Source organism: Anaerophaga thermohalophila str. Valhall (assembly GCF_000250735.1).
Taxonomy (GTDB): domain Bacteria; phylum Bacteroidota; class Bacteroidia; order Bacteroidales; family Marinilabiliaceae; genus Anaerophaga; species Anaerophaga thermohalophila_A.
In genome coordinates this window covers 1-16,878 of the sequence record NZ_AHZV01000059.1, presented here as the reverse complement: position 1 = coordinate 16,878, position 16,878 = coordinate 1, and the positions used below count along the sequence as shown (strand labels likewise).

Genomic DNA, 16,878 nt, shown 5'->3' with positions numbered 1-16,878 from the left:
AGCAGTGAAAAAATGTATAAATTTTTGCATGTAAATTTCATTAGACCAATAACTTAGTCTAATTTAATACTGATGAAACGAGCATGGAGCTTTGATTTCTCCTTCGGCTCTGCCGCTTTTTTTACAAAGAAACCTGCCACAAAAGGGCATGTATAAAGAAATCGCGAGTTCCATCCGACCTTAATAACTAAATTTTATACGGATGAAATCAGTGAAAATCCGTATAATCACCTACCGGCCTAATCACCTACTAACCTATTGACCTACTAACCTATTGACCTATTAACCTATTGACCTAAGATTGTGAGAATTTAGGGGGCAGGAACTCAATTCCTGACAACTTTTTGTTAACTTTGAGATAATAACAAAACGTTAGATTTTTAAATGACAGTACCACAAACACCATATAATCTGATTGTTATTACAGGACCTACTGCCAGTGGAAAAACACGTCTTGCTGCACACCTGGCTCATCGCATCAATGGCGAAATCATCAGTGCAGACAGCCGGCAGATTTATAAAAAAATGGATTTAGGTACCGGCAAAGATTATGATGATTATATCATCAACGGCGAAAAAATTCCTTACCATCTCATCGACATCAGGGAACCCGGTTATAAATATAATGTTTACGAATATCAAACCGACTTTTTCAAGGTCTTTGAAGAGATAAAAAAACGCAAAAAATTCCCTGTGATGTGCGGAGGCACAGGATTATATATTCAGGCCGTACTTGACCAATACAAAATGGTGCATGTCCCCCCGAATCCTCAATTAAGACAACGCCTTCAGGACAAATCTCTGGAAGAACTCACTCGCATCTTAAGAGGATTCAAAAAACTTCATAACACCACCGATACTGATACGAAGAAAAGAGCCATCCGAAGCATAGAGATTGAAACTTATTATCAAAACCATCCTGAAATTGAGGTAAAGCTGCCCAGGGTCAGCCCGCTTATTGTGGGTGTGGAAATCGACCGGGATATGCGACGGCATAAAATAACGAAGCGCCTTAAAGAAAGGCTCAACGAAGGAATGATCGACGAAGTAAAACAGCTCATTGATGAAGGTATCAGTCCTGAAGATTTGTTGTATTACGGACTGGAATATAAGTATGTCACCCTTTATGTTATTGGCAAAACAACTTACGAAGATATGTTTGAACGTTTGAACATTGCCATTCATCAATTTGCCAAAAGGCAAATGACCTGGTTCAGGGGAATGGAACGCAAAGGACACAAAATTCATTGGATCGATGCAACCAATAACATTGATGAAAATGTTTCGCTGATTTACAATATGATATATAATTCACCACAATAACATTGGATATATATCAGGAAAAATGAATAACTCATCAAACAGAAACCGACTTTTAATGTTCTATTACGTAAAGAATTTATTTGATATAAGTTATTTCCATGGACAACATAAATCAATATATTCAACGAATCCAGAACCTGGCCAATCGTAATAAAGAACTAAATGCCCAGCTTCAAAACCTTGTAGGGCGGTATTCTCTCATTCAGAAACAGAATGAGAAATATAATAAGCTTCTTGAACGCTTTTCTGACATCAGCGGCCCTGTTGTAAGCGACTTTCCCGGTAAAAAGACACAAAAAAAGGTTGAGCATCTGAAAACAGTGTCGCTTTTATATATCTCAATCTGTGGTTTTGAAGACCTCCCCAGAATGGCTAATCAATCAGACCTCATTGATATTCTTGATGAAATATATATCACCATTGATAAAATTGCCGAAGATTTCAAACTAACCAAAATCAAAAGTTTCGGAGATAATATTATTTATGCAGCAGGACTGTCTAATGAATACAGGACAAATCCAATAGACATCACAATGGCTTCGACACGCATGCATAGTGCCATACTTAACATTTACCAACAACAAAAAACAGAGCCTGTCTGGAAGGTAAAAATGGGCATTCACACAGGCCCGGTTCTCGCTGTAGACCCATGCAAACAATATACCCCTTATTCAATTAGCGGCGATAACGTCAATGTTGTCTGCCGGCTTGGAGAAAGCTGTCCGCCGGGACAAATAAACATGTCGGAAATGACCTATGAACTGGTCAAAGAGTTTTTCAACATCTCACATCTGGGAAGTATGCCCGTAAAATATAAAGGCCTAATGAACATGTATCTGGTTAACGGGTTGAAAGACGATCTGCATATCGCAGATAATGTCTTCGAAAGTAACGAAACTTTTGATGTTCGATACGGACAAATACAGTTCATGGATATTCAGGAGAACATATTAGACCTTCTTGAGAAAAACCTCCCTTCCAATTTGTATTATCACAATGTAAAACACACGGTTGATGTAATTACCGAAGTGGAACTAATCGGATGGGCCGAAGGACTCTGTGAAGAAGAGATTCTTACACTAAAAATTGCCGCTTTGTTTCATGATGCCGGCCATATAGTCGATTATCGTTATCATGAACACCAGGGCGTTTTAATGGCCCGCCAGATACTGCCCCGTTACAATATTCCTCAAAGCAGGATCGACACAATCTGTCGGTTGATCATGGCCACCAAACTTCCGCCTCAACCAAAAGATAAGATGGAAGAGGTAATGTGCGATTCGGATCTGGATTATCTGGGACGTACAGATTTCATCCCCGTTTCAAACACACTTTACAGAGAACTAAAAGAACGCCAAATGGTGGGGTCATGGCAGGACTGGAATCAGATGCAGCTCGATTTTATCAAACAACATCAATATTTTACCAAAACAGCACAAAACCTGAGAGAAGTAAACAAACAGCAACAAATAGAACGGCTGAGACAACTGCTAAATGAAAACGAGGTAAAGGTGAAATATTAAAAAAATTTCCTACATTTGAGCTCGCATTGCACAACTCTTAAAAAACTCATCTATGAAACGGTTTACCGCTTTTGTTGCTGTTGTTATAATAATTGCCGCATGTCAACCATCCTCTCCAAAATACGAAGCCTCTGTTAAAGACATTAAAGATAGAGTTGAAGCTTATCAGTCATTCAGATTGACAACCGATCTGTCGGCATTATCCCCTTCTCAAAAAGAGATGCTTCCCCTGCTATTCGAAGTAGCTGACATCATGGATAACCTCTTTTGGCAACAGGCATGGGGCGATAAGGAGCAACTGCTGGGTAACATTAAGAATAACCATCTGAGGCGTTACGCCGAAATCAATTACGGTCCATGGGACAGACTCCGCGACAACGAGCCGTTCATCAAGGGTATTGGCCCGAAACCTGCAGGTAGCGGGTTTTATCCCGAAGATATGTCAATGAACGAATTCCGCCAGTTGTCGAACCACGATAAAAACAGCCTCTACACAGTCATTGAGCGCGACCGGGAAGGAGATTTGATCGTTGTTCCTTACAGCCGTAAATGGGAGGAGGAATTGTCACGGGCCTCTGAACTTCTTATGCGTGCTTCAGAAATGGCCGAAGACCAGGGATTTAAGAGATACCTCAAAGAACGGGCAAAAGCATTTCTCAGCAACGACTATTTCAAAAGCGATATGGCCTGGATGGATATGAAAAAAAACATTATCGATTTTGTTGTTGGGCCGATCGAAACCTATGAAGACAAACTCATGGGTGCTAAAGCAGCTTTTGAAGCATACATACTTATTAAAGACACTGTCTGGTCGGAACGTCTGAACCGCTTTGCCGAATTGTTGCCGCAAATTCAACAAGCGTTACCCGTAGAGCCTGAATATAAAAGCGAAACGCCCGGAAGCGACTCCGATCTAAACGTTTATGATGCTGTCTACTATGCCGGCGATTGCAATGCGGCCAGTAAAACCATTGCCATCAATCTTCCGAACGACCCGGATGTACAAATGAAAAAGGGAAGTCGTAAACTCCAGCTCAAAAACAGCATGAAAGCAAAATTCGAAAACATACTCGTCCCGATCAGCAAGATATTGATAGACCCGTCACAGCACCAGTATATCGACTTTGATGCTTTTTTTGAAAACACCATGTTTCACGAAGTAGCCCACGGCCTGGGCATCAAAAACACCATTAACGGAAAAGGGACTGTACGTGAAGCTCTGAAAGAAACCGCTTCGGCCATTGAAGAAGGGAAAGCCGACATACTCGGACTTTATATTGTAACACATTTGGCAGAAACAGGGGAACTTAAAAACAAAGACCTGATGACAAATTATGTTACCTTTATGGCTGGCATTTTCAGGTCGGTCCGTTTTGGTGCAGCCAGCGCTCACGGAAAAGCCAATATGATACGTTTCAACTACTTCCTCGAGAAAGAAGCTTTTACAAGAAATCCTGAAACAGGAACTTACCACGTGGATTTTGCAAGAATGAAAGAAGCCATGAACCAGCTTTCCGAGGAAATACTTGTTTTACAGGGAAACGGAGATTACGAAAAAGCCAAAAAAATGGTTGACCAACTGGGTATCATCAATACCCGCCTGCAACAAGATCTGGATCGCATTAATGAAGCCGGAATCCCCGTCGATATTGTTTTTGAGCAAGGGCCTGAAATACTGGGTCTGTAAGCATCAATCAACATAACACACACCAAACCTGTTGATCTTTGAATTGCCAAAGTCAGCAGGTTTTTTGTAATGTAAAACAGAAAAAATATGCAAACATTATTTCCCGACAACCCGGTAACAAAGCTATTTGGCATACAATACCCCATCATTCAGGGCGGTATGGTTTGGTGCAGTGGATGGCGACTGGCATCGGCCGTCAGCAATAACGGTGGTCTGGGCCTCCTGGGGGCAGGCAGCATGTACCCCGGGGTATTGCGCGAACACATTCGAAAAATGAAACAGGCCACCCAAAAACCCTGGGGAGTTAATGTTCCTTTGTTATATCCTGACATAGAAGCCCTGATGCAAGTGATCGCTGAAGAAGAGGTGAAAATTGTGTTCACTTCAGCCGGCAGTCCTGCCAGGTGGACGCCCTTCCTCAAGTCGAGGGGAATAAAAGTTGCTCATGTTATTGCCAACTCCCGGCTTGCCCAAAAATGTGAAGATGCCGGAGTGGATGCCATTGTTGCAGAAGGATTTGAAGCCGGAGGCCACGAGGGAAGAGAAGAGACAACAACTTTCACACTTATCCCTCTTGTACGAAAAGCTACTCAATTGCCTTTAATTGCCGCAGGAGGCGTAGGAAGCGGACGCCATATATTAGCAGCCCAGGCTCTTGGTGCCGATGGTGTTCAAATTGGTTCGCTTTTCGCCCTGTCGGAAGAATCCTCTGCACACCGGGCATTCAAGGAATATGCGATTAAAGCCAGGGAAGGAGATACCATGCTTACTCTTAAGCAACTTGCTCCCGTACGACTGCTGAAAAATCATTTCTATAAATTAGTAGAACAGGCACAATTACAGGGAGCCACGGCAGATGAGCTCAAAAAACTTTTGGGAAAAGGACGCGCCAAAAAAGGTATTTTTGAAGGTGATCTGGAAGAAGGTGAACTTGAAATTGGCCAGGTGGTTGCGCTGATTGACGAAATAAAACCTGTAGAACAGATTATGAAAGAACTTTTGAATGAAACGAGCATGGCAAGGATTGCCTTAACAGGTCATTAGATTGTTAGAAATGTTAATGTTGTTAGGATTGTTGATGTTAAGTGATTAGTTATTTAATATTATAAGTTTTATTACCTCATCTAACAACAAACAACCTAACAATTCTAACAATATTAACAACTTAACAATTCTAACAACCGTAACAATACTAACAATCTAACAATACTAACAATACTAACAATCTAATGATAGATTACTATAAACACCAATTAAAAAACGGACTCAGAATAATTGTTCATCCCGACAAAAGCACTCCTATGGTTGCAGTTAATGTGCTATATGATGTCGGTGCACGTGATGAACATCCCGACCGAACAGGATTTGCTCATCTGTTTGAGCACCTGATGTTTGGAGGAACAAAAAAAATCCCTTCTTATGATGCCCCGGTGCAACATGTAGGAGGAGAAAATAATGCGTGGACCAGCAACGATTTCACAAACTATTATGTTGCGGTTCCTGCTGCTAATATAGAAACAGCATTCTGGCTCGAAGCAGACCGCATGACAGAGCTGGATTTTTCTGAAAAAAGCCTGGATGTTCAGCGAAAAGTAGTTATCGAAGAGTTCAAACAGCGCTATCTTAATCAGCCTTATGGCGATATTCCTTTACTTATCCGCGACCTGGCATACAAGATTCATCCTTACCGGTGGCCTACCATCGGAAAAGATATTTCACACATAGAAAATGCAACACTTGACGACGTTAAAACCTTTTTCTTTAAACACTACGCCCCCAACAATGCAGTACTTTCTGTGGCAGGTAATGTTGAACCGGATGATGTTTTCCGTCTTGCCGAAAAATGGTTCGGGCCGGTTCCCCCGAGAGAGGTGCCTGAAAGGAATTTACCTGAAGAACCGCCTCAAACAGAATCGCGTTACCGCGAGGTAAAACGAAATGTTCCCGCTCCTTTTATCCAGATGGTTTTTCATAACGGACGCAGAACCGATCCGGATTTTTATGCCAATGATCTGTTGTCGGACATACTCTCGAACGGCCCGTCGGCACGTTTGTTTCAGTCCCTGATTAAAGAGAAGCGACTCTTCTCCGATGTCAATGCATACATCGGCGGCGATCGCGACCCCGGCCTTTTTACTGTCACCGGAAGACTTATGCCCGGGGTTAAAATGGACACCGCTGAGCAAAGCATCCGGAAAGAATTGGAAAAACTCGCCGGCGAAGGGCCTACCGACTATGAACTGCAAAAGGTGAAAAACAAGGTTATCTCGAATCTTGTGTTTGGCGAAATACACTATCTAAACAAAGCGGTTAACTTAGCACAGTTCGAATTAATGGGGATGGCCGATGAAATAAATCTCGAACCGGAGCGATACAAAGCCGTGACCAAAACAGAAATAAAAGAACTGGCCGGAAAAATTTTCAATCCCGATAACTGTTCTACATTGTATTACCTTACTGAAAACACCTTAGATTAAAGTAACCGAATAGCAGAAGTTTGACAGGAAGAAGGCAGAAGTGAAAAATTTTATTGAAACGAATTTTTCAGTTTGTCATGAATGAGTGCGGTATAAAAAGCATATTTTTGTCAAAATCAAGGCGTTTTAAATTTTTATACCGGAGTTAACTCGTTGTTAATGAGGATGCAAAATTTTAAAACAACACAGAGTTTGGCAACAAAGATGCTTTTTAAACCGGGCTCATAAATAATAAACAAACACCTAACCTCAACAAGCCAGAACCAAAAAACAAGAAAGGAAAGATGACTAAAAACATAAATGCGTCGCCCGAATTTAAGACCATCGAAAAAATTGACTTTTTACCCGTACAGGAATTTAAACTTGACAATGGTGTACCGGTTTCTATAATAAAAGCAGGGAGTCAGGATGTTACAAAAATCGACATAGAATTTCCTGCCGGTGCCATACAGGCCGGTATCCCCCTGGTGGCATCGACAACGGCCAACCTCATGCAGGAAGGCACTAAGGATAAATCATCTCAGCAAATTTCTGAAACAATAGATTTTCACGGTGCATATCTCAATACTCAAACTTATCATCACCACACCATTATTACCTTCCTTTGTCTGACAAGCTGTCTTTCCGAAATGTTGAATCTGGTTCATGAAATAATTACCAAACCTGCATTTCCCAAAAATGAATATGAAATTTACCTGCACAAAAAGTTTGAAGAATTCGTTTTCGAAAGTGAAAAAGTAAAAACCATGGCCACCCGTCTGTTCGGAGAAACCATCTTCGGGCCTGACCACCCTTACGGGCGGCAATTGCAAAAAAAACACTTCGAAATAATTGATATAGAACAGGTAAAATCATTTCACCATAATCATTACCGCCCGGAAATGGCAAAAATATATGTTGCCGGACAGCCGGGAGACAACCTCAGAGAACTTCTTAACAGATATTTCGGGCAAACACCAAGATGTATTCCTGAGGACGAATCTACAATACCGCCTCTTTCTCCTTCTGATGAAAAAATGAGAATAATCCGAAAAGAAGGCGCAATGCAATCTGCTGTGCGCATTGGGCGTCCGCTTTTTAACAATCATCATCCCGATTTCATTCCTCTACAGGTATTAAATACCATTCTGGGTGGTTATTTCGGTTCGCGCCTGATGACAACAGTGCGTGAAGAAAAAGGCCTGACATACGGAATAGGCTCCTTTGTTATGCCACTTAAACACAGCGGGGTATGGGGAATCAGCAGTGAAGTTGCCGGAGAACGAAGAGACGACGCCATTAATGCCATATTTGATGAATTCAGAAAACTGCGCGAGGAAAAAGTCCCCGATAATGAACTTGAGATGGTACGAAACTATATGATGGGAGAATTGCTCCGTAATTTCGACGGTCCCTTTTCCACTGCCGATATTTACCGCACATTAAAAGAATACGAAATGGATTTCGGATTTTATCAGAACATGATTGACTATGTTCGTAATGTTTCAACCAATGACATTCGTGAAATGGCACAAAAATATCTTGATCCAAATGATTTTTGGGTGGTTGTTGCAGGAGTTTAAGCATTCCGGACGCGCTTCAATTGCACTTTTTGCCCTTGCTGAAAATCCCCGCTAATTAGTGCCTGTCTATAAACTCTAAAAAAATTTTCACAATATATGTGTCTGTTCAGAAAGTGTCATTTACAAGGCTTGCGAAGTCCGAAAATACGGAGTTTACCCATCGTAAATGAGTAATTTTCGGACGAGCGTAACACAGTAAATGGCGCTTTATGGACAGACACTAATTAATTACGTTTTTTCCATTTTATTAATTAAATTAGGCCCGATCGGGAGAAATATAGTATGAGTGAAACGGTGAAAATTTCTGAAGAACAGGAAGTCAAACAATATTTCAATGAACTCCTTGAGCTTTGCCCCCGCTGCCAGACCGCAGAAGGACGTAAGCTTATTCAAAAAGCCTTCGATCTGGCAAACGAAGCTCACAAAGGTGTAAGAAGGAAATCAGGGGAGTTGTATATCCTGCACCCGCTGGCAGTGGCCCGTATAGTTGCCGACGAAATCGGTCTTGGAGCAAAAGGAGTCGCTGCTGCATTGCTTCATGATGTCGTGGAAGACACCGATTATACCCTCGATGATATTGAAGGTATCTTTGGTGAAAAGGTGGCCGGAATTGTCGACGGTTTAACCAAACTCGAAGGCGTTTTCGACCAGACACGATCAAAACAGGCCGAAAATTTCAGAAAACTTTTACTCACCATGGTAGAAGATATCAGGGTCATCCTGATAAAACTGGCCGATCGTCTTCACAATATGCGAACGCTCGACTCCATGCCCGAGCACAAACGACTAAAAATAGCAGGCGAAACGCTGTATCTTTACGCTCCATTGGCCCATCGCCTTGGCCTTTATTCCATAAAATCGGAACTCGAAGACCTTGCGCTCAAATATGAGCATCCGAAAATTTATCATGAAATATCATCCAAACTAACTGATTATCAAAACAAAACCAAACACTTAATTACTCGTTTCTCTTTGCCTATCATAGAACGGCTTTCCAGTGAAGGATATGAATTTGATATAAAAGGAAGACCCAAGTCTATCTACTCCATCTGGCGAAAAATGCAGAAAAAGCAGATTCCTTTTGAGGAAGTCTATGACCTGCTCGCCATCCGGATCGTTTTCAAACCCAAACCCGGAATCCCCGAAAAAGCACAGTGCTGGACCATATATTCACTCATAACCGACATTTACAAACCCAAACCCGACCGTTTGCGAGACTGGGTGAGCACCCCGAAAGCAAACGGATACGAAGCATTGCACGCAACCGTTATGGGGCCGGAAGGCAACTGGATTGAAATTCAGGTTCGTACCGAACGGATGGATGAAATCGCGGAAAAAGGCTTTGCTGCTCACTGGAAATATAAAGGCTCGAACGATAAAGAATCGGAACTGGACAACTGGCTGCAAAGAATAAGAGAAGTTTTGGACAATCCCGATTCCGATTCCCTTGAATTTCTTGATGATTTTAAACTGAATCTTTTTAGCCAGGAGATCATGATATTTACCCCGAAAGGTGATGTAAAAGTCATGCCCAAAGGTTCCACAGCCCTCGATCTGGCTTTTGAAATACACACCGAACTGGGTTACAAATGTATTGGCGCAAAAGTCAACTATAAGCTTGTCCCCCTGAGCTATGAACTCAAAAGTGGCGACCAGGTGGAAATCCTTACCTCCGAAAAACAAACTCCAAAATATGAATGGATTAACTTTGTTACAACAGCCAAAGCCAAAACCCGAATCAAGGATGCCTTTAAAAAAGAACGAAAGGTCATCATCCGGCAAGGTGAAAAAAAACTTGAAGAGGCACTTAATGAAAAGAAACTGACCACGAATGCTAAAATCCTGAAAAAACTTCAGAAGTATTACAACCTTCCAAGTAAAGAAGAACTCTATTTTAAAATAGGAAGAGGCACCATCAATCTCGACAACCTGAATAAAATATTAAGTGACAAAACAGCCAACAAATGGGTACGGTACTGGCGGTTATCTTTCGGAAAGAATAAAATGGTCAAAAAGAAAACCGGTAAAGACGGTAAAAAAACGCAGATGGTAGTGTCGGATGATATGGAAGAAACCGAAGATTATACCATCGCACCGTGCTGTAATCCCATTCCTGGTGACGACGTAGTCGGATACCTCGACGAAAATGATAAACTGATCCTTCACAGCCGTAAATGCCCCGTGGCAATCCGTCTGATGTCCAGCCAGGGAAATCGTATTGTCTCGGCCGAATGGGAATCGCATAAAATACTCTCATTTCTTGCCGTAATAAACCTTTCAGGCATTGACCAGATTGGAATAGTGAGCAAAATAACTAAAGTAATCTCAGAAGACCAGACTGTTAACATGCGCTCTATTCATGTGGAAAGCCATGATGGCATCTTCGAAGGTACAATTTACTTATACATTCATAACACCGAAGACCTTAATAACCTTATCTTCAATCTCATGAAAATAAAGGGGGTGCATAATGTTACCCGCCAGGAAAGAATACACGGGAACTGAGAAGTGATTTCAGTGATCAATTGAGACTGAGGTTGAGATTGAGGTTAAGGTTAAGGTTAAGTGTGCAACACAGATATCACAGATTGACACAGATTTTATCATTATCAATTAGATGGTTAGGCGCTTAGCTCAGAAACTTAACCAACATGTTGTTTAATTTGACTAAATCCCCTCTATGTTTTTTTTTCTAGGCTTGTTCTGAGAAAACATAGTGTCTTACGCCTGATATTCGTGTTTTTTTAACCCATGATTTTCCGGTCATATCAGTTGCTTTACTCTGTAAAGAAATCTGCACCAACAGGGTAATGTTGTTAACAAGCTAAAAAATTGAACAACTTAACCACTATAGACTATTGTCTAACCACTTTTAACTAACCACTTTTAACTAACCACTATTGTCTAACCACTTCGCGCAGAATGACACCTCCCCTAACCTGGACAAGCCAGAACCAAACAAATTTATACATTATCTGTCGCAGCTCCGCAGCTTTTTGTTTTTCTTATTACATAATTCTACCGTTCTGACGCCGCTCCGCGGCTATTAACTGCTGTTATAGGATTGACAATACTAAAACCGCGGAGCGGTGACAGAGCATTAATTTTGCCAAAAAAACACGAATATCAGGGGTAAGACACTAATGTCATTTTGAGATGGAACAATGAAGATTTCCTTAATTAACAAGCAACCCCTTCAACACATCCACCAGTCTCCTTAATTCAATTTGGTTTTATTCTAAATAAAATTTTTATCTTTGCACGTAAAAGGTTCATTTTGTTATATTTTAATTGGATCGAGTTATGAACAGGCCTTCAAACAAAGAAACGGTCAAACAAATATTCACGGAATATCTTCAGAAGAATGGCCATCGTAAGACCCCCGAAAGGTACGCCATTCTTGATGAGATATATTCTCGCGACGGCCATTTCGACATAGAGTCGCTCTATATTTTCATGAAAAACAAAAACTACAGGGTAAGCAGGGCAACTCTTTACAATACCATTGATTTATTACTCGACTGTAAACTGGTAATCAAACATCAATTTGGGAAGAATATCGCCCAGTTCGAAAAAGCTTTTGAATCAAAGCAACACGACCATCTGATCTGTACCAACTGTGGAAAAGTAACAGAGTTTTGCGACCCAAGCATTCAAATTGTGCTGGACAATGCCTCAAAAAATCTGGAATTCACCGTTTCGCAACATTCGCTTTATGTATACGGCCTTTGCAAAGAATGCCGCGATAAGACAACTAAAAACGAAAAGAAAAACCGGGGTTAAAATGCTCAAAATCATAAAATAGATGAATTAATTAAGACAAATTCAGGTTTTACCGTTTTATTTATTTAATTTTACGCATCGGAATGTCAACCACATTGGTAGGCCTTCCGATTTTTATTGCTTTAAAGTTAAAAAACCAAACATTAAGGCTGCTCCAATATTAAATCATAAAAATCAAAATATTACATAATGAGTGTTGATGTTCTTTTAGGCCTGCAATGGGGCGATGAAGGAAAAGGAAAGGTGGTTGACGTTCTGACTCCCGAATACGATGTTATTACCCGTTTCCAGGGTGGTCCGAATGCCGGCCATACTTTGGAATTTGAAGGTAAAAAATTTGTTCTCCACAATATTCCTTCCGGCATTTTTCAGGGAGATAAAATCAATGTAATCGGCAATGGTGTTGTCCTGGACCCCATCATTTTTAAAGAAGAAATTGATGGTTTAAAAAAGCAGGGTATCGATCTGTCAAACAATCTTTTCATCTCAAAAAAGGCCCATCTTATTCTGCCGACACACCGTATCCTGGATGCTGCTTCGGAAGCAGCCAAAGGCAAAACCAAGATTGGCTCTACACTAAAAGGAATTGGGCCCACTTATATGGACAAAACAGGGCGAAACGGCATCAGGGTAGGTGATATTTTATCAGGTTTCGATGAAAAATATGCTTCTCTTAAGGAGAAACACATGAAACTGATCGACATGTACGGTTTCGATTACAATATGGAGGAATACGAAAAAGGTCTGAAAGAGGGGATAGAAACACTGAAACAATTTACACTCATCGATAGTGAACATGAACTGAATCGTTACCTGAGAGGCGGACAGTCCATCCTTGCCGAAGGTGCACAGGGAACACTTCTGGATATAGATTTTGGTTCTTATCCCTATGTTACCTCGTCTAACACTGTATGTGCAGGCGCTTGCATAGGAATGGGAATCTCTCCGCGAAACATTGGCGAAGTATACGGTATCTTTAAAGCCTACTGCACAAGAGTTGGTTCAGGCCCCTTCCCAACCGAACTGTTTGATGAAGACGGAGAAAAAATGCGTGAAAACGGAAATGAATTCGGAAGTACAACAGGACGTCCACGCCGTTGTGGCTGGCTCGATCTGGTAGCACTCAAATACAGTGTAATGATCAATGGTGTTACCCAGCTGATAATGACCAAAGGAGATGTATTGGGTTGCTTCGAAACCATAAAAATTGCAACAGCTTACAAAACAGACGAAGGCATCATTAGCGAATTTCCGTTCGAAATACCTGAAAATCTTGAACCTGTCTACAAAGAAATGCCCGGTTGGCATTGCGATTTAACCAATGTCAAATCAGAAAAAGATTTTCCAAAGGAATTGAAGAATTACATTAAATTCATCGAGGATGAACTCGAAGTGCCTGTTACGATCGTCTCTGTCGGCCCGGACAGAGAACAAACCATTGTAAGGAAGTAAATTGTTCGTTTTATCCGTGAAGGATTTGATTATTAAAATCGGCTGGAACTCGCATACAAAATTATTATTCCCGAACAGTCCCTAATTAGTGCGGGTCTATAAACACGCAAAGATTTTTACAATATGTGTGTCTGTTCAGAAAGTGCGGGTTGCAAGGCTTGCGAAGTCGCAAAAAACGGAGTTTACTACACGTAAATGAGTATTTGGGCGGCGAGCGTAATACAGCAAATGGTACTTTATGGACAGACACTATTTAGCATGCTTTAATATGTCTGTGGTTGATCAGATTATTTTGATATTTGACATCTCATGTCGAAAAATCATTGATATAAAACAGGTTAAAAAGTCAACAGTCTATTGTGAACTCACTTCTTATTAAAAACATAAAGCAGCTCGTTTCAGCCCACCGGACATTTCCTGAAAAAGTTTCCGGAAAAGCCATGCAATATCTTCCGGTCATTGAAAACGCATTTCTTTTGATTGAGAACGGGAGTATAGCAGACTTTGGCCCAATGATAAAGATGCCAGCGGCCGAAAACATAAAGGTTATCGATGCACATGACCGGTTTGTACTGCCTGCCTGGTGCGATTCCCACACCCATCTGGTTTTTCCCCGCTCGCGGGAAATTGAATACATCGATAAAATCAAAGGGCTCAGTTATGAAGAGATTGCCAAACGTGGCGGCGGCATTCTCAACTCAGCAAAAAAAATGCAACAGGCGAGTGAAGAAGAACTTTTTCAAAGCGCTATGCAACGCCTGCAGGAAATGGTACAATGGGGTACGGGCGCTGTTGAAATAAAAAGCGGATACGGTTTGACTACAGCAACAGAGCTGAAAATGCTGCGTGTCATCAAACAACTGAAAACCGTAAGTCCGGTAACCATCCGTTCAACATTTCTGGGAGCCCATGCCATTCCACCCGAATTCAAAAATAATCCCGACAAATATGTAGACCTGATTATTAATGAAATGTTGCCGGCTGTTGCATCGGAACAACTGGCTGATTTTGTGGATGTCTTTTGCGACCGGGGGTTTTTCACAACAAAGCAGACAGACAGAATTCTTGAAGCGGCAGCCGTTTTTGGTCTTAAGCCAAAAATACACGCTAATGAGCTGGACTTCTCCGGCGGTGTTCAGACTGGCGTTAAGCACAAAGCATTATCTGTCGACCATCTTGAATTCACCGGAGAGGAAGAAATAAACGCCTTACTGAAGTCAGACACCATGCCTGTTATTCTGCCGGGCGCTGCCTTTTTCCTGAATCTGAAATATGCTCCGGCACGAAAAATAATAGATTCAGGTCTTCCGCTTACGCTTGCCACCGATTTCAATCCGGGATCCTCTCCATCAGGGAATATGCAATTGATTATTTCTATGGGCAGTATTCTGTATAAAATGTTGCCCCAAGAAACCATCAATGCGGTTACTATTAACGGCGCCTGGGCGATGGGTGTTCAAAATGAACTGGGAAGCATTACACCGGGTAAAACAGCCAATGTCATCATTACAAAACCGATACCCTCGATTGAATACATCCCTTATGCATACGGAGAAAACAAAGTGGAAAAAGTCATACTCAACGGAATAATACAATAGAACCAAATAAAATCAGACAGTTACATCCCTGGATTATAAATGATCCGTATATATCAGGTTAGGAAGTGGTCTCAGAATTTGATATTCAAACACACAAACATTATGCAACAACTCATAGAATGTGTCCCCAACTTTAGCGAAGGAAGAGATACAAGCATCATCCGGCAAATCACGGATGAAATTGAATCGGTAAAAGAAGTCAGGCTGATTGATGTTGACCCGGGTAAAGCAACCAACCGGACAGTGGTTACTTTTGTTGGGCCACCTCAACCGGTTGTTGAAGCAGCTTTCAAAGCAGTAAAAAAGGCGGCCGGATTGATTGATATGCGAAAACACAAAGGTGCCCACCCACGTTTCGGGGCGACTGATGTGTGCCCTCTGGTGCCCGTTTCGGGAATATCAATGGAAGAAACGGCAGAACTGGCAAGAGAACTTGGACGAAGAATAGGAGAAGAACTGGAAATACCTGTTTATTGTTACGAATTTGCGGCGTTTGAAGAAAAAAGAAAAAACCTGGCCAGTTGCAGAGAAGGAGAATATGAAGCTTTGGAAAAAAGAATATCCACCCCCGAATGGAAACCCGATTTCGGCCCTTCGGTATGGAATCACAAAACTGCCGAAACTGGTGCTACCGCAGTAGGTGCACGCAATTTTCTGATTGCCTATAATGTCAATCTGAATACCACCTCTGTGCGCCGTGCGAACTCGGTTGCTTTTGATGTTCGTGAAAGAGGCCGCGTAAAGCGTGAAGGTGATCCGATTACAGGAAAAATTGTGACCGATGAAAAGGGAAATAAAGTTTATGAACCCGGATTGCTCAAATCGGTAAAAGGAATTGGCTGGTTTATTGAAGAGTATGGAATAGCACAAATATCAATGAACCTGACGGACATATCGGTAACACCTCTTCACAAGGCTTTTGATGTAACCTGCGAAAGAGCTGCTGCCAGAGGACTTCGAGTTACAGGCTCCGAACTGGTGGGAGTTGTGCCGCTGAAAGCCATGATTGATGCGGGAAAATACTTTCTGAAAAAACAGCGACGCTCAGTCGGACTGCCCGAGGAAGAACTGGTTCGCATTGCTGTAAAATCTATGGGGCTGGATGAACTTTATCCCTTCGAACCCGACAAGAAAATCATTGAGTACATACTGAGGGACAAAAATCAGAAAAAGCTTATCGACAGAAGTCTGAAATCGTTTGCCGACGAGACAGCTTCTGAATCACCAGCCCCGGGAGGCGGTTCTGTTGCTGCTTATGTAGGGGCTCTGGGTGCAGCACTGGGAACCATGGTCGCGAACTTGTCTTCTCACAAGCGAGGATGGGACAACCGATGGGAAGAATTTTCAACCGAGGCTGAAAAAGGGATAGAGATACAACAGGAACTCCTCAATCTTGTAGATGAAGATACTGCTGCGTTTAACAAAATAATGGATGCCTTTGCTCTCCCAAAAAGTAATGAAGAAGCCAAAGAA

The 16,878-nt window shown here is 41.7% G+C and carries 11 protein-coding genes; all 11 read left to right on the top strand.

Going from position 1 to position 16,878, the window contains the following annotated elements; all coding sequences use genetic code 11:
- Nucleotides 1-384: 384 nt before the first annotated feature.
- Entirely contained in the window at nt 385-1,323 is a 939-nt protein-coding gene (gene miaA / locus OQ5_RS0102500) for a tRNA (adenosine(37)-N6)-dimethylallyltransferase MiaA (protein WP_016775978.1), read from the top strand.
- Nucleotides 1,324-1,421: 98 nt separating this feature from the next.
- Complete coding sequence (locus OQ5_RS0102495; RefSeq protein WP_016775977.1) at nt 1,422-2,846, top strand: adenylate/guanylate cyclase domain-containing protein; 1,425 nt, start codon at nt 1,422-1,424, stop codon at nt 2,844-2,846.
- A 52-nt stretch (nt 2,847-2,898) separates the two neighbouring features.
- Nucleotides 2,899-4,533, top strand: a complete 1,635-nt coding sequence (locus tag OQ5_RS0102490) for a dipeptidyl-peptidase 3 family protein (RefSeq protein WP_016775976.1) — start codon at nt 2,899-2,901, stop codon at nt 4,531-4,533.
- An 87-nt stretch (nt 4,534-4,620) separates the two neighbouring features.
- Entirely contained in the window at nt 4,621-5,577 is a 957-nt protein-coding gene (locus OQ5_RS0102485; protein ID WP_016775975.1) for an NAD(P)H-dependent flavin oxidoreductase, read from the top strand.
- A gap of 185 nt (nt 5,578-5,762) precedes the next feature.
- Nucleotides 5,763-7,010: a M16 family metallopeptidase gene (locus OQ5_RS0102480; protein WP_016775974.1), complete on the top strand. Its 1,248-nt coding sequence runs from the start codon at nt 5,763-5,765 to the stop codon at nt 7,008-7,010.
- 284 nt (nt 7,011-7,294) lie between these two features.
- Nucleotides 7,295-8,572 carry a M16 family metallopeptidase gene (locus OQ5_RS0102475; protein WP_016775973.1) on the top strand — a complete coding sequence of 426 codons (1,278 nt, stop codon included), beginning with the start codon at nt 7,295-7,297 and terminating at the stop codon, nt 8,570-8,572.
- Nucleotides 8,573-8,854: 282 nt separating this feature from the next.
- Nucleotides 8,855-11,077 (top strand): RelA/SpoT family protein, encoded by a 2,223-nt coding sequence (locus OQ5_RS0102470; protein ID WP_016775972.1) that lies wholly within the window; start codon nt 8,855-8,857, stop codon nt 11,075-11,077.
- A gap of 798 nt (nt 11,078-11,875) precedes the next feature.
- Nucleotides 11,876-12,355 carry a Fur family transcriptional regulator gene (locus tag OQ5_RS0102465; RefSeq protein WP_016775971.1) on the top strand — a complete coding sequence of 160 codons (480 nt, stop codon included), beginning with the start codon at nt 11,876-11,878 and terminating at the stop codon, nt 12,353-12,355.
- A 189-nt stretch (nt 12,356-12,544) separates the two neighbouring features.
- Nucleotides 12,545-13,807: an adenylosuccinate synthase gene (locus OQ5_RS0102460; protein WP_016775970.1), complete on the top strand. Its 1,263-nt coding sequence runs from the start codon at nt 12,545-12,547 to the stop codon at nt 13,805-13,807.
- A 359-nt stretch (nt 13,808-14,166) separates the two neighbouring features.
- On the top strand, nt 14,167-15,405 hold the full coding sequence (gene hutI, locus OQ5_RS0102455) for an imidazolonepropionase (protein ID WP_016775969.1): 1,239 nt from the start codon (nt 14,167-14,169) through the stop codon (nt 15,403-15,405).
- Between the two features lie 102 nt (nt 15,406-15,507).
- Nucleotides 15,508-16,878, top strand: a 1,371-nt coding sequence (gene ftcD / locus OQ5_RS0102450) for a glutamate formimidoyltransferase (protein ID WP_016775968.1), incomplete at its 3' end; no start/stop codon positions are given.